Below are 21293 nucleotides of genomic sequence, written 5' to 3'. Positions count from 1 at the left end.
TTCCATAATACGAAATTAATTGGAATCAAATGCTTCCTTATAGAATTCCCTTAACTCAGCTGCGTTATCTTTCCATTCAACTGGATGCCCGTTGACTATCTGGCCAAGTGCATCCAGACATCTGTGCCATCCAGCAGCAACATACATTACCATTTCCTTGTCGTCGAAAGTATGGGTGAAGACCATTTGGCTTCCTTCATCATCTTCTAGTAGTGAAATTTGTAGCAAATCATCAATTTCACGAAACGCAAAGGTATGGGGGCTTTTAAATTCAGTTATGATGCCTTCATATGTCGACCCTTCACAGTCATCGAAAGCAATCTTACCACCAGATTTGAGATCCATCTCACCTGTCGCGAAAGGATACCATTGAGAAAAGTAACTGGGATTCGTAATGACCCGAAAAACATCTTCTGGACGATAAGGGAAAAAGCGTTCAAATCTTAAAGCATAACGACCATTTGACTCATGTAGTGTTCCATATTCATTCATATTTCATCCTCCTTATCTCCTTATTTTATATTCTTGAAGTCTTGCTATTCACCATTTATTCTGGTTGCCCAAACAAATTATAATTGCAAAAGCAGAAAGATGATATATTCTGAATGTAAATAGAGTTCATTACCCTCGGGATTTTCCCTTCCAGTGAAAAAAATTCTGAGCTTAAGCAAAATTCCAGCCTCAAGTGGGGACAGGCGACCCAATCATCCCCCCTGGGACAAGGTACCTGTCCCCTTGTCCCACTTATAAATCTTCCTTTATAAAAAAGAGAACATCGCCATGGACTACTTTGTCACCAACATTCACCGTTAGTGTCTCGACTATTCCGCTTACCCCAGCCAGAATTTGCTTTACATTTCCCCGTTCTACTCGAATCATTACTAACAATTGCTGTTCACGAACTCTTTCTCCTGCTTCGACCATGATACGTTCCACACTTCCTTTAACAGGGCTTGTAATAATTTGTCCGTAACCCCAGCGTCTTGGGAATACTTCATATTTCATCTTAGATTCATCCCCTTTATTAATAAATTAAATTCCCATAAGTAAGAATATTTTATCATTTGTCTGTTTATCCATAAATCTTTCATCCAGTTTCGAACAGTTTATAACTTTTTTGTCTTGTACCATGCAGATCTAAAAATTCTTCATGTAGATAAAGACAGGTAAATTTCAAGATACATGTAAATCATCCATTCTTAACTAAATCGCTATTAAAATATGATCTCACCCGTGAGTCTGAAATACCTGGTCATTTTTTGAATTAAAGCAAACGCTGTTCAGAATGCTTCATATGGCATTCCCTGTGCTAGCGTATTGGTCTAACCTTTTAACATGTTCCTACATTCTGATTCAAAGTTGTGAACGTTCTCGGTTAAATTAACTTTTTAAACCATTTTGTAATGCTGGATGTTTTTCGTTCAATACAATCGTTCTACCCTAACATTCGGAGGGCCATTGCAGTTGTACCTTTGTCAACAATTACCTTCCAATTTCTTATTTACTGTATATTTGCAATTATAAGTCTTTTTATCAATCGAAACAATATATAATTTAGATTAAATTATTCTATTTTTGATATGATTATCCATTATAGGACGAAAATAAGCCGTATCATAAACGATACGGCTCCTAACTTTATTTCTATTTCTTTTAAACAAACGATATTCCAGAGACCCTTTTCTTTTATCGGCTTTGTTTTTTAACACTCGTCACTTTCCATCCCTCTTGATCAACCCACTGAAGATTTACTACATACATCCAGCCTTGTTCACCTTCAGGACTAACTTTTCCGACTGATTTTTGCGGACCTCCACCATTTCCCAGATGCCAGAGAATCATGCTATCATCCAGGCCTGTCGCCATTTGAATAGCTTTTACTTTTTCATTCCAGTCTACTGAACCTTCTACATAACTGGAAGTATGCGATCCCGTCTGAGAAGTGCCAATGGGTTCACCAATTTCGTCTGAATTAGCTTCATTCTCTTCCTGCTGAGATTCATTTTCTTCTTGCCCCTTTTGATCGTCACTCTCGTTCTCATTCTGCTGGGAGTCACGGTCTTCTTGATCCTCGCGTTTTTCTTGCTCTTGCTGATTTTCACGCGATTCTTCAGCTTGCTGATCCTCACGCTCATCTTGTTGGGCTTCGCGCTCATCCTGATCAGCGCTTACCGTTTCAGACTTTTGATCAGCATCTTCATCCTCAGTGATTTCAATGTTACTATCCGGATCATTTGATTCACCTTCATCAGTGGCGCTGTCCTGATTTTCCGTTGCGGCATTGCTACCACTAAATATCATGCTGCCTCCAACAATTAATATGAGAGCCATAACAATACCGATAAGGGAATTAAGAACAATATTTTGTTTTTTTCTCTTCTTGCGCATGGTAGATCGAAATTTCATATGAATCTCCTTTCTAAAACCCTCAAAGACTTTCAAGTTACGGGTACGCTTATTAAAAATACATCGAGGACCTATAACTGTCCATCCCCAAATAACATATATTTCAAACTCTACCGCGCAACTTAGAAAACTTAGCTTATCGCCACGCCTGACAATAAGCGTCCGTCTTCATTTATGTTGATCGAAAGGTTTTATACTTTACGCTCTTATTTGCCGAGATAGAATCTCATACCTCTAAATGATTTAAGTTACGAATATAGCATACCTCATTTTTGGAAACAACTTAAGCTATACCTTCCCTTGTTAAATACATTTAATAAACTGGTAATATTTTTAAAACAATCGGGGGACGAGGGGACAGGTTCATCGTCCCACTTCTCCCCTTGGTTTAGAGAGGTGATTTTTCCTTTTATTATGTAGATGCACGAGTAGAAACTGGAACAAAGAGAAGCAAATACCCCGAATGCAGGGTAGTTGCTTCTTTTTATTGCATAAGAGCATGAGTCTAATCGATCAATCTTGAACCCTAACCCTCTGGGACAAGGAACCTGTCCCTGCGTCCCATTTTCCTTTATTAATTGAATGTAAAAATCTTTGTTGTTTAGTTAAAGTCATTGAATAGCAAAATAGAATATGGTAACTTAATTAATATCGATTCACAATATCGATTTCCGATATTGGTTTTCTATAACAGAAAGGAGTGGATTAAGCTGGAAGACAGAATTTTAAGGAAGCTCTTCTTAGGGTTTATCCAAATACACATTTTGCATCATGCAAAGGAACACCCTATCTATGGCGCCTGGATGCATGAAGAACTGGAGGGACACGGATATGAAATCAGTGCAGGCACATTATATCCAATCCTTCACAGTATGGAAGCAGATGGGCTTTTATTAAAAGAAGAGCGAAACGTCGAAGGAAAAATCAGAAAGTATTATACAGCAACCAGCAAGGGAGAAGAAATCCTTGATCAAGCCCGAGCAAAAGCCTATGAATTATTTAAAGAAATAAAAGACTAAAGGGTGGTCTAAATATGAATAAAATGAAAGACAATAAATTGAAAACATGGTTAGAAATCTTAATCGTTTCTACCAGACTTGGACTAACATCTTTTGGTGGACCGATAGCCCATCTAGGGTACTTTCATGAAGAGTATATCCGAAGACGGAAGTGGATGGATGAAAAAAGTTATGCAGATTTAGTAGCCCTTTGTCAATTTTTACCAGGACCTGCTAGCAGTCAGGTGGGAATTGGTATTGGTGTCATGCGTGGAGGTGTATTAGGAGGAATTATATCTTTTCTAGGCTTCACACTCCCTTCCGTAATCGCACTTATTATTTTCGTCTCCCTTCTAAATACATTTGGAATAGAAGAGGCTGGATGGATTAACGGGTTAAAAGTCGTTGCTGTTGTCGTGGTTGCTCATGCAGTCTTAGGTATGGCCAAAAAGTTAACACCTGACCTTCAAAGAAAAACGATTGCCTTGTTTGCACTGGTCGTTACGTTATTATGGCAGACAGCTTATTCACAGATTGGTGTCATCTTATTGGCAGGGGTTATTGGTTTTCTGCTTTATCGACAGCAAAACACTCAGGAAGAACAATCGGTTTCACATTTTCCTATTTCACGTCGTTTCGGATATATTTGCCTAACCTTGTTCTTTGGCTTACTGATAGTTCTTCCCATACTTCGTAACTTTACATCCATAGAATGGGTCGCTTTATTTGATAGTTTTTATCGCTCCGGATCGCTTGTATTTGGCGGAGGGCATGTGGTATTACCATTGCTAGAACAAGAATTTGTTCCTGCAGGTTGGTTAAGTGAACAGGAGTTTCTAGCTGGATACGGTGCAGCTCAAGCAGTACCCGGTCCATTATTTACGTTTGCCGCATATATTGGGGCAGTGATTAATGGCTGGCAAGGTGGTTTGTTTGCAACGTTCGCAATCTTCCTTCCTGCATTTCTGCTTATTTTAGGAACCTTACCATTTTGGGATGCCTTACGTAGTAACCCGAAAATAAAGGGTGCATTGATAGGGGTAAATGCTTCCGTTGTAGGTATCCTAATATCTGCACTTTACCATCCAATTTGGACCAGTTCCATCAATGAAGCAATCGATTTTGCATTGGCAGCAATTCTATTCAGTATGTTAGTTTATTGGAAACTTCCACCATGGATTATTGTGCTAACAGGTGCAATAGGAGGATTATTAATATCGTATATATAGGGGGACAGGTTCATTGTCCCACTTCTCCCCTTGGTTTAGAGAGGAGATTACTCACAAAGAGAAGCAAATCCCCTGGAATGAAGGGTACTTGCTTCTTTTTATTGCATAAGAACATGAGTGAATTCTGAGAAAATAAAAGATAAGAGCATGAGTCTAATCGATCAATCTTGAACCCTCCTCCTCTGGGACAAGGTACCTGTCCCTGCGTCCCACCTGGGCTAATCCTTTAAAAGAGGTTGTTCGGAAATAATAACCCCGTCCTCATCCGCGTAAACATATGCTTCTGGCCTCCAGTCGACTCCACCGAAGTGAAGAATGCTATTACGTTCGCCCGTGCCATTTTTTTTACTTTTTAGCGGATGTGTTCCTAATGCAAGAACACCAACATCTATGTTAGCAAGATCCATAGAGTCTCTAACATAACCATTTATAATAATGCCTGATATCTTTCTTGATTGCGCAATGCCTGCTAAACGATCGCCGAGAAGTGCGCATCGATCAGAACCACCACCGTTTACAACGATGACGGAGCCTTCTGGTACATTTTCAAGTGCTTCCACGATGAGCACGTTATCCTCATACACATTTACGGTTTCAATTTTCCCCGAAAAACGTGTCTTTTTTCCAAAAGAACGGAATGCAATCGTGCTAATTTGTAGTGAATCTGAATGTTCGTCGCATAAATCTGTAGTTTTAAAGTCTAACAAAACAACCCCTCCTAATGTTATACCCTGGATTCTTAGTCTCCGAAATGCAGGGTACTTGCTTCTTTTCATTGCATAAAAACATGAGTGAATTCCGAAAAAATAAGAGAATGAGTCTTACCTATCATTTTAGAAAACTTGGCTAAACGCCCTAGCTTTTATGACGATAAAGCCAAAGCCCGTACTTATGCAGTAAGGAAGTCTCATACTCCCTCTTCATACTTGAACCCTCCCACTCTGGGACAAGAACCTGTCCCTGCGTCCCATCTTTAAAAAGCTTCATTACTGGATGTGGAATTTTTGCTGTCTTGCAGTTTCGCTCGCTGTCTATCTAAAAATCTTTGTATTGGAACATTTGTATAAATGAACATACCCGTAATCAAAATTCCGAAAAACCAGCCTGCAATCTGCCTGTATATCAGCATTTCATCGTAACCATCAACACCATACTTTTGCAGCAGGAATACTTTTAACCCTGCCATAAAAAGCCCCCTGACAATGAAAAGAGCCTGAATGAATTGAAACCATTTAAAAATTTCTTTTTGAAAAAATAGTGTTTTACTATCCTTTCGCGCATGGCCTTGCAAATATACAAAATCGACAGCAAAGTATAGGGCAAAAGGACGCTTAATGATCAGAGCAACAAAGTGAATAACTACATAAAACAAACCTAAATATACGCCATTCCACAACATCTGCTCTGCTGACCCTGATAGCAGGTCAACCGTAGTTCCCAGTACTAGCGTTCCAATGATAAACAATCCTACAATGTTAAATTGCTTTTCCAAATAGAAACGATAAATGGTATAAGCAAATCCCGGAATTGTTGAGATCAGCATTGCTGCATAATCTCCGAAAGGTTCCCTGCCATACTTCCATATAATATAAGGTAATGCAGCATAAAAAATTAAATCCAATATAATCAGTTTTTTACCGGTTCCTTGTTTTTTCGCCATAACAATAAAACCTCGTTTTTTCCCATTCTTCAAACTCATTATACCCTATTTCACTAATGAAAATAAATAATTATTTGATATTTCAGGCGACAAAACACCTTATAAATCATCTAAGCTGACATGCGCTTATTAATGCCTGTCTGACATCATCTCAATTAGCAAATAATAAAGGACGCACTTATTCGATAGGCGCGTCCGTTGATGAAATAAGTATATGATTCGTTCTTGTAATTTCACACTCTATTAAATAAACTTTTGTTCTACATTTCAGAAGTATCCCAACTTATTTTAAAAAGGCAGTAGCCGGCATAATCACTCAGACATAATTGAATGATGCTTAAAACCAGAAACGCTACAGTTGCTAGGTAAGTTTCACCTAAAATAATGACCTGAGAAATCAGGCTAACAAAGAAGATCCCTCCCATAATAGCAGATACTGCCCATGAGCTATGACCTTTTTTCAAAGTAAAGATAGCCGCTACTATATTACCCAATCCAAATATGATAATAGCAAGGACACCCGGAATAACCCAACTATCAAAGGGAAGTCTGGAAGCCCAACTTTCAGGGTACGCAATAAAAATTCCGCCACTCGAATGGATCATCATAATGCCTATCCAAATGTCACTTATCACCTGCTTGAGTGACCGAATGAAGGGCTCATCCTCTGCGTCAGTCACTCACCATTCGCTTGAGTGACTGAATGAAGCTCTTTCTTCTGTCTTCGGTCACTCATCCCTCGCTTAAGTGACCGAATGAAGCTCCTTCTTCTGTCTTCCGTCACTCATCATCCGGTTGAGTGACCGAATGAAGCTCCTTCTTCTCCGTTCGGTCACTTATCACCTGCTTGAGTGACCGAATGAAGCTCCTTTTTCTGTCTTCCGTCACTCATCATCCGGTTGAGTGACCGAATGAAGCTCCTTCTTCTGCGTTCGGTCACTTATCACCTGCTTAAGTGACCGAATGAAGCTCCTTCTTCTGTCTTCCGTCACTCATTACCTGCTTGAGTGACCGAATGAAGAATCTTTTTCTGTATTCCGTCACTCATCACCTGCTTAAGTGACCGAATGAAGCTCCTTCTTCTGTCTTCCGTCACTCATCATCCGGTTGAGTGACCGAATGAAGCTCCTTCTTCTGCGTTCGGTCACTTATCACCTGCTTAAGTGACCGAATGAAGCTCCTTCTTCTGTCTTCCGTCACTCATTACCTGCTTGAGTGACCGAATGAAGAATCTTTTTCTGTATTCCGTCACTCATCACCTGCTTAAGTGACCGAATGAAGAATCTTTTTCTGTCTTCCGTCACTCATCACGATTAAGTCCGTATAATTGTGTAAAAAGGAAAAAGGGCCACATTAATTCCTATGATACAATGTTTAACAACCACGAAAAACAAGGAGGAATTAATGATGACCCAGTTACAGTTTAACCTAGATATGGACTTTTTAAAAGAATCATTAATGAATTCGAACATTGATAACGTTGTTAAATCAACTATTGTTCTAGTTTTGAACGAGTACATGGAAAAAGAACGTGATGAGTATTTAAAAGCCGGTGCTTATGAACGTTCAGATGAACGTCAAGATTATCGGAATGGCTACTATGATCGAGATTATATGTTGAGTATTGGAAAGGTTAAGTTACATGTACCTCGTACTCGCAGTGGGGAATTTTCAACTACTGCATTTGAAAAATATAGACGTTGTGATCAGGCATTTGCTTTATCTATGCTTGAAATGGTCGTCAACGGTGTGTCCACTCGAAAGGTAAAAAATGTTGTGGAACAATTGTGTGGTGAATATGTCTCTAAGTCCTTTGTATCCTCACTCACGGAGAAACTGGATCCCATTGTGAATGAATGGGCAAATCGTTCTTTAGGCACCGAATACTATCGGTATATATACGTAGACGCTATGTATATCAAAGTTCGTGAGCATCATAAAGTGGTATCTAAAGCGGTTTATATTGCTACTGGGCTTAACGAAGGAAATAAAAGAGAAGTACTAGGTTTAAAAGTAAGTCATGAAGAAAGCTACGAAGCCTGGAATGAATTTTTAAGTGAACTCATCGCGCGTGGTTTACAATCACCAAAATTGGTTATTTCAGATGCTCATTCCGGACTAAAAAAAGCTATTCCGAAGGTGTTTATCGGAACTTCATGGCAGCGTTGTACCGTTCATTTTAAGAAGAATCTTATTGATGAGCTGCCAAAGAAAAGCATGAATGATGTAAAGGAAGAATTAAAACAAATTTTTGATGTAACTACACCTGAGAAAGCAAGAAAACGAAAAGATGATTTCGTAAGTCGTTACCAAGATAATTCTAAGCTGAATAAAGTTATTGATAACCTGGAGAATGGTTTTGATGATGCCATTCAGTATCTAAATGAACCACAAGAATACCAAAAGTTTATTCGTAGTACAAATTCCCTCGAACGACTTAATCAAGAGGTAAGACGCAGGGAAAGAGTGATACGTATCTTCCCTAATACGCAATCAGCATTCCGTCTGATTGGAGCTGTATTAATGGATTATGAAGAAGAAGAGCAAAAGAAAAGACCCATATTCAAAAGGGACTAGCATGGCCTGATCGCGCGCGAAAATTTGTTTTGGAAAGGAGGGGTACCCCTCCTTTCCAAAACAAATTCAACTAAATACTATAAAGTGGTTGTAAACTTGTAAATAGAATTTTACACAATAAAAGGTACTTGACTCTCATCACCTGCTTAAGTGACCGAATGAAGAATCTTTTTCTGTCTTCAGTCACTTATTACCTGCTTGAGTGACTGAATGAAGCTCCTTTTTCTGTATTCCGTCACTCATCATCCGGTTGAGTGACCGAATGAAGCTCCTTCTTCTGCGTTCGGTCACTTATCACCTGCTTGAGTGACCGAATGAAGCTCCTTCTTCTGTCTTCCGTCACTCATCACCTGAAATGGAACCTACTGCCAAAATCACATCGTAAAAGCCTAACAATTTAACGCTTCCTGGCCGCTTCACCTTTCTCCCCCTCTGAACTCAACCTTTCATTTAATAGACTACTTCGCTAAATAGCCGTTATGTTCAGTTTGATCGCTAATACTTATTCTTAGCGCCCGTAGCTTAACGATGAATATGTAGCATTTCAATTAATTCTATAACCGCTTTATCACTGCCTCGATCGATGGACACATGTTTTGTATTGTCAATAATATCTTCATAGAAATCTTCACCAGCAGGGTATTCACCATCCCAACGTAGAGGAACCTTGTATACGTTAATTGTTCCATCTCCATTACCGCTATAAGTCACGGATCCATCTATTAGGCGAGAACCTGCTAACTGGATAACATCTTCTGGATAGCTGGCGCTCGTTTCATCATCAGGATTGAGTGGTTCTCCGGCCGGAATATTTTCAACGTTCAACTCATCTATATCTTGATTCTCTCCAAGCTGTAACCAAACTCGGGCATATTCAATTTCTTTAGAAGAATAGTCGGATAGTGCTTTACTCTCTTCGCTTTTAGATTGCTCATTTGAATCTTCGTTTTCTTTCTCTTTTGAAGATGTTTTGTTAGAATCATCGGTCTCAGGTTCTTCTGACTCTGATGCTGACTCTGATGCTGACTCTGATTTATCTCCTATCATGTCTGTCTGGCTGCTTTCTTCTGTATCATCATTTGTTTCAGATTGGGAGGCAGAGGCGTTCGCTGAGGAATCTGTTTCATCACTGTTTCCGTTTTGATTATTATCATCACTGCACGCCATAAGCAGTAATGCTGTTGTAAATAAGATCGTCATTGGTATGAGTATTTTTTTCATTTTTTATTCCTCCTGTTTAACAAGAATCTTTTCAACAAAATGGCCCCTATCAGGCAAGGAAATGCGCATTTTTCCCCCGTTTATTTAATAAACCAGGAACTCTTATTGACTGTTATGGAATTAAATCCAAGTTACATCTACTTGTTTTTTATATTCTTCATTTCTTCTTCTAGTTGTTCAACTCTTTCCTTTAACTCCTTTTTCGATTCTTTTTTAGACCTCGTATATTTCACTATGAGGAATATTCCAACAATAATGGCTATAAAGATTATCAGATTCAATAATATTATTATTATGGGCATAAACTCTGCAATTGTGATTTCTTCCTCCCCCTTTCATACGTACTATCGTATTATTTATTTGTCATAACAACTTGCACCATACGCTATTCCAGAAAATGACCATTATGCATAATAAATAGGAGTAGATTCCTTACTCGGAAAAGGCGCCCGACTGTTTAACAAGTTAATTTTCAAGTTTATTCAGATCAAATCTTGCTATTTCTTCATTTTCAATTGTTACAACTAAAAAAGCATTAAATGCATTAGCTTTAAGTTCATCTAATTTTTCCTTGGAAGGTACAAGTAGTGGAACTTGAGAATTTTCTTCGCTTACACCTAATTCGTAATGAAGCGTATACTTTCCATTTTGGTCAGATTTAAGAACTCGCGAAGCTGTATGACCAAACCCTACACCGCTCTCGTTGTAATCTTCAGGATGATAAATGTTGAAGCCTATTACGTCTTCTGACACCGATTTCAATTTATCTTTAGGCTCAATCTTAATATTGATTCCTTTATCAACTTCTCTAACACCCACTGTTTTATTACCTGTATTTTTAATGGTGAACTTATAATATAAAGCCGTTGGTACCAGCTCATCTCCCTTTCTTTCTCCTTCCGTTATCCCAATTGAACCAAGTAAACGTTTATCTTTAACAATATCAACATTTGCATCGACAAGTTCCAGAGAAGGATCTGATGAACAAGCTGATAAAAAGAATAAAACAAAAAACAGGCTAATAAAAAGATTCCATATCCTCAACATATCACCTCCACTTTTCACTGTCTCTATCGTTCTAACAGCGTTCTTTTTGATATTTAACTCTCAACATCGTTTCATTTACCTTGTGCCTTTCTGTCTCACTCAACATGTCAATTTCCTTAATAATTTTATCTGGAATAGACAGATCACGCACTTCCATTAAACTATAACCTTATTATAACTTATACTCGCGCCAACATAAATGTTCTCCCGCTTCGCCCAGCTATTGTTTCAGATTTTCCGTTGTAATATCGCCCATTCTGATATCACTGAATGAAAGCCATACATCTTCAAAGGAGGAGAATAATCTTCAATTCTTTTATCAGACTGGTACTTTTCCCATGTTTTTAGACAATACAAAAATGAGCGCCTTCCTTATCTAGAGAAAAGCGCCCTTTACATAACGATTATAATTTACTTCAGGTCAACCAATTGGAAGGTTAAGCTGCCACGAGATACCAAACCGATCATTAACCCAGCCGAACTTCTTGCTAAAACCATAGTCATCTAGAGGCATTAACGCCGCGCCATCTGCAAGGAGATTTTCATAAATATAATCCAGCTCCTCTTCCGAATCACACGTAAGAAAGATGGAGAAAGAAGGTGTAAAAATGAAATCATGAATCGGTACACTGTCCATGCACATGAATTCTTGTCCTTTTAATGAAAAGGACGCTTGCATCACGGTCCCCTCTTTCCCACCTTCATCCGCACCATAACGGACAATATTCGTTATGGCTGAATCCTCGATTAGTGAAATGTAATAATTCATGGCTTCTTCAGCCTTTCCGTCCTGAAACATTAAAAATGGTGTAACCTTTTCCATTAAAAATCGACTCCTTCTGTTTGTTTTAAGTGTATCACATGAGTTTTTGAAACTTGAAATTCAAATGGAGCATTCTTTTTTGAATTTGAGCCTATCTATTCCCTTATTATTCCGGAGTCCCCAATGTCATGCCACCATCAACGACAATTTCTGTTCCCGTGCAATATGAACTTTCATCAGAAGCAAGGAACGCTACAGCCCGGGCTATTTCAATCGGCTGTCCGATACGTCCCAGAGGAACCGAATTATAAAAATCCGGAACACCCTCACCTTGGGTAGCCATTTCTGTTTCGATTCCGCCTGGATGAACCATATTAACCCGGATTCCCTTTTGTCCCAATTCAATGGCTGCTGCTTTCGACATCGCAACCACGGACGCTTTTGTGGCAGCATAGGCAGAAGAATGACCGATTGGGGCAAAAGCAGAGATCGATAAATTGTTTATGATAGAACCTTTCTGCTGCTTTTCCATATGTGGAATAACCGCCTGCATCCCCTGAAATACTCCGAGCTGATTCACATTAATCAACTGTTGATACTCATCCAAAGTTATGTCTGTAAATGGTTTGCGTTTTAGGGCTCCAGCATTATTAACTAGCACATTAATTTTATCAAATTTATCCATAATTACATCCATGGCTGCTTTCCAATGTGATTCCTTTGTGACATCCAACTGAACCGGATATGCATGTTCTTCACCTATAGCCAGTGCCACTTCCTGAGCCTTGTCATAATTTCGGGCACCAATCACCACAGTACCACCTAATGAGGCAAGGTGCTCAGCAATAGCTTTTCCCTGACCACGATTGGCACCTGTGATAAGGATTACGTGATTTTTTAAGTCTGGCATACTCTCTCTCCTTAGTCATTGTCTTATGGTACTCTAACATACATAGAGCAGTTAGTATTGAGGAAACAATTTGAAAGGCAACATACATTATAATTACACCAGCAACCTGATATAATTAAATAAAGGCGGTGATTCTTATGTTAAAATAGCAAAACAATGAATCCAAACGAAAATACGGATGGATTGACAAATGGGCTAAAATGACCGGTGAGCGGGCAAGAATTGATGCCAAAGCAAATAAGACATCTATTATATATGAAAAAAACGGGAAGCTTGTAAAAGAATTTCCTAATGGCAAAATTATTCCATTCAATAATGATGGTGAATCTTAATGCATACGCATTAGCCAATATTCTTTATGTTTGCAGGTAATAACGGAAGTGGAAAAAGCACTTTTCGCCATTTGATTATCGACAAAATTGGTGTTGATATCAACATTGATGCCGATGCTATTGCACGACGGTTAGATCCGGAAAATCCGGAGGCAGAAAGGGTTACTGCAGGAAAAGAAGCTTAATCAACTCTTTCAGCTAGAAATAAATCAAGCAATTCAATTTCAATTTCTGTAATATCCTTTTCCTGAGAAAAGGCTGGGGGTATCATTTTTAACTCCACTTGAGCTTTACCATCTGTATTCTTCAATTTATATACTACTGATACAGTAACCTCAAACCATTTTGGGATAGACATATCCTGTACTAACTTTAAATCAATGATTTCCCTATTATTGTAGGACCAATCAACAAAATCCTCCCCATATCTTTCCTCTAATATTTGTTCAATATTGGGTTTAATTATCTGTAATATAATATCTTGGGTTGTTGCGTAGCCTTTTTTAAAAGGCGTATCTTCAGCTTGAGCATAACTTTCAGCTGGTTTTAGACTGAAAAATAACAAAAAGCAAATGCCAATTAAAATTAACCTTTTCACTTTATTCACCTCAGCATTAGCTTCTTTCATTACCAAGGTCTTATTCAACAATCCTGCCTGCTAGTGAAATAAAACAATTTAATGATATTACAACTAATTTTCCCACTCAACTTAGGAAATTGTTTCTTAAATGACTTTACTATCTTTGTAGTTTTACGGAATACATATTGTTTCACCTCATCATAAGGGATCCCTATTTCTCTGTTCTGAATCTGTTCATATAGAGATGAAATAACGGTATCACGGTAATGCGGAGGGAGTTTTCTGGTTGTACGTCTTTCCTTCATTTTATTGTGGTAGAGCCTATAAAGCTCCGGAACTATCCAATTCTTTTGACTCTCTTTCAATTGTGAAAAGCGTTTGTTTATTTGAAGAAGTTTCCCATTTACCTTTATATGATTTTTCATCAAGAACCTTCCTTTAAATCTTACGTGACTCATTCTTTAAAATTTAGCTTAATTGCTATTGTCTCATTTTACTAAAAGAAGAAAAAGCTTCTTCACTTATTGCAGAAAAGCGCCCGTTTATGAAGGAGTCTTAACTCCAGCCCTTGGTCAAATTTAGATTTTCTCTATAACCAAAGAAAGCGTAACCACTAAGACATAATTGAATGATGCTTAAAATCAGAAACTGTACAGTTGCCAGGTATGTTTCACCTAAAATAATGACCTGACAAATTAGGCTTACAAGAAAAAGTCCTCCCATAATGGCAGATATAACCCACGAACTATGACCTTTTTTCAAAGTAAAGATTGCCGCCAATATATTACCTAATCCAAATATAACAATGGCAATAACACCCGGAATAACCCAACTATCAAAAGGGAGTCTGGAAGCCCACAGATCAGGGTATTCAACAAAAATTCCTGTACTTGAATTGATCATCATAATACCTATCCAAATTGATCCTGCCGCCAAAATCAAATCATAAAACCCCAACAATTTAACTCTTATTGCCCGCCTCATCTTCCTTCCCCCTCTGAAAACGATTTTATTCAAGAATGGCGCCCGATTGATGAACATTTAGTAACTTAATTCCAATTGGTTTTATGTTGGTTGGCCCATTCCGGACACAATAACAATTAAACCTATAAAAAAACTACTCCCAAGGGTAATTAGTAGAGCTACTGAAGGAACTACCTTATTTTCCGTTTTCTTGAATAAACCAATAAGTGATAAGATGAAAGCAATAATCATAATGGTTATGATTAAAGGCATTGTGATAATGCCTTCCCAGTTTATTCTATAAAGTAAAGCAAAGAAAAAAAGTACAGGAATTACACTTAACAACAGTGCGCAATAACTTATCCAACTGACTTTTTTAATTGTCTTAGCCATTTCTTATCCCCCTAAATCTTTAACAAGTATATTCAATTACCTGGCCCTTCGTAACAAATTTATTATGCAGATAGGTAAGGGTTTGAAGTTATCGTCCCCTTTTCCCTCTGCCCACACCGCACGTGCGACTTTCATCGCATACGGCGTTCCAACTAACCCAATTTCAATTAATCATTGGCACTTTGTGTGCCTCAATTCTTCCGTTTCAATAAGTCGGTGCCGTCCAGTGGAAGGTGAACCTCTATTAGTCTTACAAGAACCTTATTGCCCGTTAAAGATTTGCCTTGCATGATTAAATGAATCTTTTATTAGCCTAGTGGCTATCCCTCCACGTTCATTACACGCTTCGACGGTACTGTGCCACCACTTTCACTGATATGAAGAAAAGTTATACAGTCGCTACTCTCACGCCTATTTTCCTTTCCAACGCTTCTCTGAGAGTAAGCTCTCCACGTTATCAGCTTACAACGTTGAGTTATATCTATTATGGAACAAACTTAGGTGCTTCCTATGAGCCTGTTAGCATTGCATGTGCCTGTAACACAAGATGGATTTTCATATAACCGATTCTTACTCATCCACAGCTAACCCTACATATAGTAGTAAATACATTTCTATATAATGCGCGTCTAGACCCGTACCTTCAGAAGTTTGTCAGCAATACATTATGTTATTGTATTTTACATTGCATTCTCACCGTATTTGTTCAACCCAAGCGCCATGATTTACACCACCCCCTCGGGTAGGATTTCGTCAGCCAAACTGTTACGGTAAATTCTCACGCCTATTAGCCGAGCTTATAACACACTATTTCTTACTAAACATCGTGCTACTCGACGCAAGGAGAGCCTTTCAGAACGTTACTTCTTCATTCGACTCCTCGACATAACCCTTCAGTATTAGAAAATTAAACTGCCTGACCTTTACCAAAATTGTGTGACCACATTTCATTTGAGTCAGGAACGTTTCGCACCGGTTATCGCGCCCGTTTTGTTGAACTATCTTTCTTTATTACCGTTTTGACGCAGTTTACCTGTAAAGCTAATAAACAAACCTAAAATAATGAGTATAAGTCCTGATGTTCCTAAAGTTGTGCTAATATCTCCCCATTCCATTTATAACCCTCCTTAATTTGATTTAATTTTAACACGTTTAAATTCCACACTCTAATCCGATAAAGCAATAACGGAAGCGTTCTTGTTCCTGAAATGTTAGCAATAGGTAAGCCTTTGAGGTTATCTCCAGCTTTTCCCCGCACTCCACGCTCCATCTAACGATATGTACTAGATGATAAGTTCCTCGTTACCTTCAGACAAGAGGAAAACTATCGTCCAAATAGAAAACTCTTGCCTGAAAGCTCGCACTGTGTAAAATCACACATTCCTACCCGATCGGTGCGATGCACGCTTGGAAAACCACCGTTCCATTCGCTAGACTTGGGGCTGTTCCTCCACTTCCATTACAGGAGGTTCATCAGTCATGCCCCTACCCTCAAAAGGATAAATACCTTTCGGCACAAGCCTTATAGTAACCGTCTAGGGTGACAGCCCCTGTTACAACGTTCCTAGTTTTCCAAGTCCCTTACAACCTAGCTATCCGTTCTGAACTTAGGTGTTCCCCTGTAAGCCTGTGAGCTGGATACCGCCATTGTTCAGTATAGCGTGTTTCAGAGGGCGCATTTTTACTTCACACCACTCACATCATCGTTAGATGACCTATAAGATTTCCTTATAGTCAATCTTTAGACCCGTATGTTCAGTTGTTCGTCAGTTTCATTCCGCTGAAACCATTCTCACCTTATCCAGTTTTTCAGCCATGCGGCATATCCGTCAGCACACCTTCTCCTTGGGAGTGGCTCCAGCCTTCGTTCTGCCGAATCTACCTGTACTTCAGACCCCATAACCTGTCAGTCATGACGCATGCAGGAGTATTGATGGGATGGTTTCGGGAAACATGGTTCCGTCATTCCCATCCTCGGTTGTAGCGTTTAGATAATATTTTTGTATAATCTACTGCTTTTCACGTTTGAGCACGCTTATAACAGAACTTGTCGATCGGCGCCCGATTGTGGAAGAAAGCAGTTTATAATGATCCACTAAATTGGCACCCAGCTTCTTGGGCACAACATTTTAGCGAATTAACTGTTGGGCTTTTCCTTTTTTCCGGCCAGATGGTGTATGAAAATGACTAAATAAAATCAATGATTAATACTTTGAATCAAGTATTGCTGATACCGGCAATAAGGTTAGTATTATTCCTTTTGACAAATGCTAATAATATTGCAAAGCCAGTGTAGGCAACAAAAAAAACAAGTAATGTCCGTAAAATTTTTTCACGCCTCTTTGGCATGTTCCCTTCCATATAACTGCCTATTAGGATCTTCCCCAAAGCAGGAATCGGCTCTCCTTTCATTCGGGCAACCTTTTACTGAATCCAAGCGATCCAGTTTTTTCAAATCGCTTTTATGAGTAAACTATTGAATAGTAACAAATAATGAACTTGAAAGTCGATGATAAGCAATTTCTTAATAACTGCTGGCAAGAGGTAGACTCACTTAACTCTCCTCTTCAATTCTTGTTTATCCTACTCCTGTGTGGATATTCGATGACAACGTTGATAACAGTTAAAGTTATATGGTTGTGTGTTTTCTTCAATTTTTTTAGTTTGAAATCCATATTCCGATAGATAGGTTAATAGAATAGACAAGTGCTCAGCTGTATTTTGTTTATCATGCATAAGAATTATTGGCGTCACTCCTGCATTTACTAATTCTTCTATTTGTCCAATCACCGTATCTAAATATTGGTCACTGGATAAGGACCAATCCCTGCTGTCAACATTCCAATCCCACAATTTAAAACCATTGCTGTCTAAAACCTCCCGATATGATTTAGTTAAATACGGAACACTGCCATAAGGTGTCCGAATCAGATTGGACCTGACTCCTGTAATTTGTTGAAGTGTCTCCTGTGCCGTAGATATTTCTTTAAGAGCAGATTGTTCAGATTTGTAAAAGTGGTTTAAGTCGTGGGTCACACCATGTAAACCCACAGCATGACCTTGCTCTACGATTTTGTCTACAACTTCTGGTGATTCCCTCATAGAAGGTTCCAGCATGAAAAATGTTGCTTTAGCATTGAATTGGTGTAAAGTATCTAAAATATCTGTTGTTGCTGAAGTAGGACCGTCATCAAAGGTTAAGTAAACAGTCTTTCCTGCATTTGGAGAAACGGATCCATTATTCGCCTCTGACTTATCTGATTTTGTTTTTCGGGAATCTGGTAAATCTTTATATTCCGGATGAAACTCAGCGCCTGGTGAATCTTTATATTCCAAATATAACTCACCTGTTTTGTCATTAGGTTCTAAATCTTTACTACAGGCATAAAAAACAACCAAACAGCCAAGGAAAATAAATAGTATAAGTTTTTTCATGTAAAGACCTCTATTCCATTTTTTAATCTTGTAGATAGATTAATAAAGTGAGATAAAGACGAAATGAAGATGAAATGGATTTGAGCTAAAGATTGGATGAAATGTAAAAAGCCATCCAATTTAGTGACTTATAACGTCAGAAAATTGGATGGCATGCTCCGCTATATATTGCTGTATTGATTTTTAGTCCTGACCTTAAAACCCCCCATTTAAAAAGCCTTGTTCATCCGACTGTTCTTTGTACTCTTTAATCCCTTCAACAATTGAAGTGGCGACGAGTGATTGAAGATCGTCCGTACGCATTTCGGACTCGTCCGCGGGATTCGTCAGGTAACCTACTTCAATCAAAGCTGCCGGCATTTCCGTATCCCTTACGACGAACAAATCTTTCTTCTTTATTCCTCTATCCCTGAATCCGGTAGCTTCAACCACATGTTTCTGTAAAATCTGAGCAAACTGGCGGGAATTATTGTGGTAGTAAAATGTTTCGGTGCCTGAAACACTCGGATTGGAAAACGTGTTGCCGTGAATAGATACAAATACATCCGCATTCAGTTTATTGGCATATTTTGGTCTGTAGCGGCTTTCCTGCGAAATAAAGCTGTCATCTGTTCTTGTCATGAAAACTTCCATTTCCGATTCCTGCTCCAACAGTTTTTCCACTTTTTTTGATAAACTTAACGTAAAACTCTTTTCATATTGGCCGCTGGCGCCTGTTGCCCCGTTATCTTTACCGCCATGTCCCGGATCGATTACCACCTTAAAAGCTGTGTTTTTGTTTTTACTGTTATTACTGCTATTATGATCAACATTATCGTTATTGTTGTCGGGATTGCTGGAGCAGGCTGATAATATTAGAATTGGAAATAAAAGCAATGTAATAAGCAACATATTTTTTTTCATGCTTTTGCCTTTTTTCCTTTTTAACTCATTTGACTTGTGATTTCTCCAATTTTTCCACTGAAATGCCATCTTTCATCTACCCTTTCTTTTTCAAAGCATCTTTGTACGTTTTAAAGATTAATAGAGAGATGTAAAGATTAAGTGCAGATAAGGTCAATACCGTATAAAAATTTCGCGACTGGATGAAATCAGCTTTGCGGAGATTCCGCAATCGAGATAGGGGGAGGTGACTAACCTCCGTCCCTCTCACACCACCGTACGTACGGTTCCGTATACGGCGGTTCCAAGTTATGTTGAACGCAAAATTTTATATCTTGCGGATATGCTCTTTAACCCTAGGTTCGCCCAGTAGGCGGTGCCTAGGGTTTTGTGTAGTATAGGGCTCTTGGCGATGCGCCAGTAGGCCTTCCTGGAGTTTCCCCATTCGTATGCCTTTTGGGGTGATATCCCAAGGGCAATTAATTTCCTCATTTTGGTTCTCGGGAGCTTCCATTCTTTCCACCGTACCATGCGCAATCTTCGATGCAGCCATGATTCCAAATCTTTCAGTTTGCTTGGCGTATCAATTAATTGATAATACCCGAGCCAACCGACAAGATAGCTGTTAAGTTTGTTAATGCGTTGTTCCATTGCGATTCGTTGTTTTCGTGAAGTTAGTTCCCTGACTCGGGCTTTAAACCGTTTTATTGATTGCTTCGCAATCCTGATCTTTGGCTTCTGCTTATTGCTTGTGAAGCTAAAGCCCAGTAGCTTGCGTTTCCACGGTCTGTCGACCGCACTCTTTTCTCGGTTTACCTTGAGGCGAAGTTTTCTTTCGATGAACTCTGTAATGGATTCCATCACTCGTTCCCCAGCCCGTTTGGATTTCACGAAGATGTGGAAATCATCCGCATACCTAACGAATTTATGACCGCGTTTCTCCAGTTCTTTATCCAGTTCATCCAATACAATATTTGAAAGTAACGGACTTAACGGACCACCTTGAGGAGTCCCTTCTGTGATTGGGCGGACCAATCCATTTTCGAGCACTCCTGCTTGCAGGAAACTTCGGGTAAGACGGAGTAACTCCTTGTCTTTAATTTTATCCGCAAGTTTTGCCATGAGGCGGTCATGGTTCACTTTATCGAAGAATTTCTCCAAGTCCATATCTACAACCCAGCGGTATCCTTCTTTAATATAGGCTCTTGCCTGTTTAACGGCAGTATGTGCCCTTCTATTCGGGCGGAACCCATAGCTGAATTCCGAGAATGTCGGGTCAAACACTGCTGTCAGTTGTTGGGCAATGGCCTGTTGAATGAAACGGTCTGTCACCGTAGGGATACCTAGTTTCCTAATACCTCCGCCCGGTTTCGGGATTTCGACCTGGCGGACTGGTTTCGGCTGATAGGTACCCGACCCTAGGCTGTCAACGATGGCTGTCCAGTTTTCTGTCAAATGCATCCGCAGGTCTTTTGTGGTCATTTGATCAACACCGTGACTGCCTTTATTCTTTTCTACTCGTTTTATTGCCTGTAAAAGATTCGGTCGTGCTAGAATCCGTTCCATCATAGATATATCCTCCTGCGTGAATCAGCGTTCTTCTTGTGCCATCCCATTCTCCGCCCTCTTTAAGTCCCCCACGGGATTCACCGTTTCCTCCTTAAAGTAGGTTGCCATCTTTTCTGCTTCATTGAATGGAATGAACGCCTAGACGTGATTCTCCATAATTGGTTCCGTCCTTCCCTGCTTCCTTAAGTAAAGCAGGTACTATGACTTCTGCTGACGCCTGTTGTTCAACAGCCTTTCACAAAGCTGCTTACCGTGTGGGCACAGCGTATCAACAGGTTCTCCCCGGGTAAGAGTACAAACTTTCCTTCCATGTCCCCGCCTCATCTAC

At 39.2% G+C, this 21293-nt stretch carries 20 protein-coding genes; 3 read left to right on the top strand and 17 right to left on the bottom strand.

The annotated features are described in order from the left end of the window. Positions 1 to 15 precede the first annotated feature (15 nt). From ACZ427_RS02440 to ACZ427_RS02430, 3 genes are all read right to left on the bottom strand, one after another. Positions 16 to 492, bottom strand: a complete 477-nt coding sequence (locus ACZ427_RS02440; protein WP_461178130.1) for an SRPBCC family protein — start codon at positions 490 to 492, stop codon at positions 16 to 18. A 252-nt stretch (positions 493 to 744) separates the two neighbouring features. Beyond that, entirely contained in the window at positions 745 to 1005 is a 261-nt protein-coding gene (locus ACZ427_RS02435) for a biotin/lipoyl-containing protein (protein WP_461178129.1), read from the bottom strand. Between the two features lie 681 nt (positions 1006 to 1686). Continuing rightward, complete coding sequence (locus ACZ427_RS02430) at positions 1687 to 2406, bottom strand: YrrS family protein (RefSeq protein WP_464883513.1); 720 nt, start codon at positions 2404 to 2406, stop codon at positions 1687 to 1689. Positions 2407 to 3116: 710 nt separating this feature from the next. Between ACZ427_RS02430 and ACZ427_RS02425 the strand changes: the two genes are divergently transcribed. Both ACZ427_RS02425 and ACZ427_RS02420 read left to right on the top strand, forming a co-directional pair. Beyond that, positions 3117 to 3425: a PadR family transcriptional regulator gene (locus tag ACZ427_RS02425; RefSeq protein ID WP_461178358.1), complete on the top strand. Its 309-nt coding sequence runs from the start codon at positions 3117 to 3119 to the stop codon at positions 3423 to 3425. A gap of 14 nt (positions 3426 to 3439) precedes the next feature. After that, complete coding sequence (locus ACZ427_RS02420) at positions 3440 to 4633, top strand: chromate transporter (protein WP_461178127.1); 1194 nt, start codon at positions 3440 to 3442, stop codon at positions 4631 to 4633. Between the two features lie 218 nt (positions 4634 to 4851). Here ACZ427_RS02420 and rraA read toward each other — a convergent pair whose 3' ends face one another. The 3 genes from rraA to ACZ427_RS02405 all read right to left on the bottom strand — a co-directional run bounded on the left by rraA (position 4852) and on the right by ACZ427_RS02405 (position 6901). Continuing rightward, the gene (rraA, locus tag ACZ427_RS02415; RefSeq protein ID WP_461178126.1) at positions 4852 to 5340 is read right to left on the bottom strand and encodes a ribonuclease E activity regulator RraA; all 489 of its coding nucleotides are present in this window, start codon (positions 5338 to 5340) and stop codon (positions 4852 to 4854) included. A gap of 266 nt (positions 5341 to 5606) precedes the next feature. Continuing rightward, positions 5607 to 6293 carry a VC0807 family protein gene (locus ACZ427_RS02410; RefSeq protein ID WP_461178125.1) on the bottom strand — a complete coding sequence of 229 codons (687 nt, stop codon included), beginning with the start codon at positions 6291 to 6293 and terminating at the stop codon, positions 5607 to 5609. A gap of 260 nt (positions 6294 to 6553) precedes the next feature. Next, on the bottom strand, positions 6554 to 6901 hold the full coding sequence (locus tag ACZ427_RS02405) for a hypothetical protein (RefSeq protein WP_464883512.1): 348 nt from the start codon (positions 6899 to 6901) through the stop codon (positions 6554 to 6556). 799 nt (positions 6902 to 7700) lie between these two features. On the opposite strand from ACZ427_RS02405, the gene ACZ427_RS02400 reads away from it, so the two are divergent. Next, positions 7701 to 8870 (top strand): IS256 family transposase, encoded by a 1170-nt coding sequence (locus ACZ427_RS02400; RefSeq protein WP_461180031.1) that lies wholly within the window; start codon positions 7701 to 7703, stop codon positions 8868 to 8870. Positions 8871 to 9392: 522 nt separating this feature from the next. Here ACZ427_RS02400 and ACZ427_RS02395 read toward each other — a convergent pair. The 11 genes from ACZ427_RS02395 to ltrA form a co-directional block, all read right to left on the bottom strand. After that, complete coding sequence (locus tag ACZ427_RS02395; protein WP_461178561.1) at positions 9393 to 10091, bottom strand: hypothetical protein; 699 nt, start codon at positions 10089 to 10091, stop codon at positions 9393 to 9395. Between the two features lie 465 nt (positions 10092 to 10556). Beyond that, complete coding sequence (locus tag ACZ427_RS02390; protein WP_464883511.1) at positions 10557 to 11156, bottom strand: hypothetical protein; 600 nt, start codon at positions 11154 to 11156, stop codon at positions 10557 to 10559. 403 nt (positions 11157 to 11559) lie between these two features. Then, on the bottom strand, positions 11560 to 11961 hold the full coding sequence (locus ACZ427_RS02385) for a VOC family protein (protein ID WP_461178563.1): 402 nt from the start codon (positions 11959 to 11961) through the stop codon (positions 11560 to 11562). Between the two features lie 106 nt (positions 11962 to 12067). Then, the gene (locus ACZ427_RS02380) at positions 12068 to 12811 is read right to left on the bottom strand and encodes an SDR family NAD(P)-dependent oxidoreductase (protein WP_461178564.1); all 744 of its coding nucleotides are present in this window, start codon (positions 12809 to 12811) and stop codon (positions 12068 to 12070) included. Between the two features lie 513 nt (positions 12812 to 13324). Beyond that, entirely contained in the window at positions 13325 to 13771 is a 447-nt protein-coding gene (locus ACZ427_RS02375) for a hypothetical protein (RefSeq protein ID WP_461178565.1), read from the bottom strand. 14 nt (positions 13772 to 13785) lie between these two features. Next, positions 13786 to 14148: a hypothetical protein gene (locus ACZ427_RS02370; RefSeq protein WP_461178566.1), complete on the bottom strand. Its 363-nt coding sequence runs from the start codon at positions 14146 to 14148 to the stop codon at positions 13786 to 13788. Between the two features lie 130 nt (positions 14149 to 14278). Then, complete coding sequence (locus ACZ427_RS02365; RefSeq protein ID WP_461178567.1) at positions 14279 to 14707, bottom strand: hypothetical protein; 429 nt, start codon at positions 14705 to 14707, stop codon at positions 14279 to 14281. Between the two features lie 81 nt (positions 14708 to 14788). Next, positions 14789 to 15079 (bottom strand): hypothetical protein, encoded by a 291-nt coding sequence (locus ACZ427_RS02360; protein ID WP_461178568.1) that lies wholly within the window; start codon positions 15077 to 15079, stop codon positions 14789 to 14791. A 2583-nt stretch (positions 15080 to 17662) separates the two neighbouring features. Continuing rightward, positions 17663 to 18514 carry a polysaccharide deacetylase family protein gene (locus ACZ427_RS02355; RefSeq protein WP_461178123.1) on the bottom strand — a complete coding sequence of 284 codons (852 nt, stop codon included), beginning with the start codon at positions 18512 to 18514 and terminating at the stop codon, positions 17663 to 17665. Between the two features lie 195 nt (positions 18515 to 18709). Then, on the bottom strand, positions 18710 to 19417 hold the full coding sequence (locus tag ACZ427_RS02350; RefSeq protein ID WP_461178122.1) for an N-acetylmuramoyl-L-alanine amidase family protein: 708 nt from the start codon (positions 19415 to 19417) through the stop codon (positions 18710 to 18712). A 288-nt stretch (positions 19418 to 19705) separates the two neighbouring features. After that, positions 19706 to 20965: a group II intron reverse transcriptase/maturase gene (gene ltrA, locus ACZ427_RS02345; RefSeq protein WP_464883451.1), complete on the bottom strand. Its 1260-nt coding sequence runs from the start codon at positions 20963 to 20965 to the stop codon at positions 19706 to 19708. Between the last annotated feature and the right edge of the window lie 328 nt (positions 20966 to 21293).

It is taken from the genome of Virgibacillus ainsalahensis (genome assembly GCF_055380755.1).
This window is presented reverse-complemented; position numbering and strand designations above follow the sequence as displayed.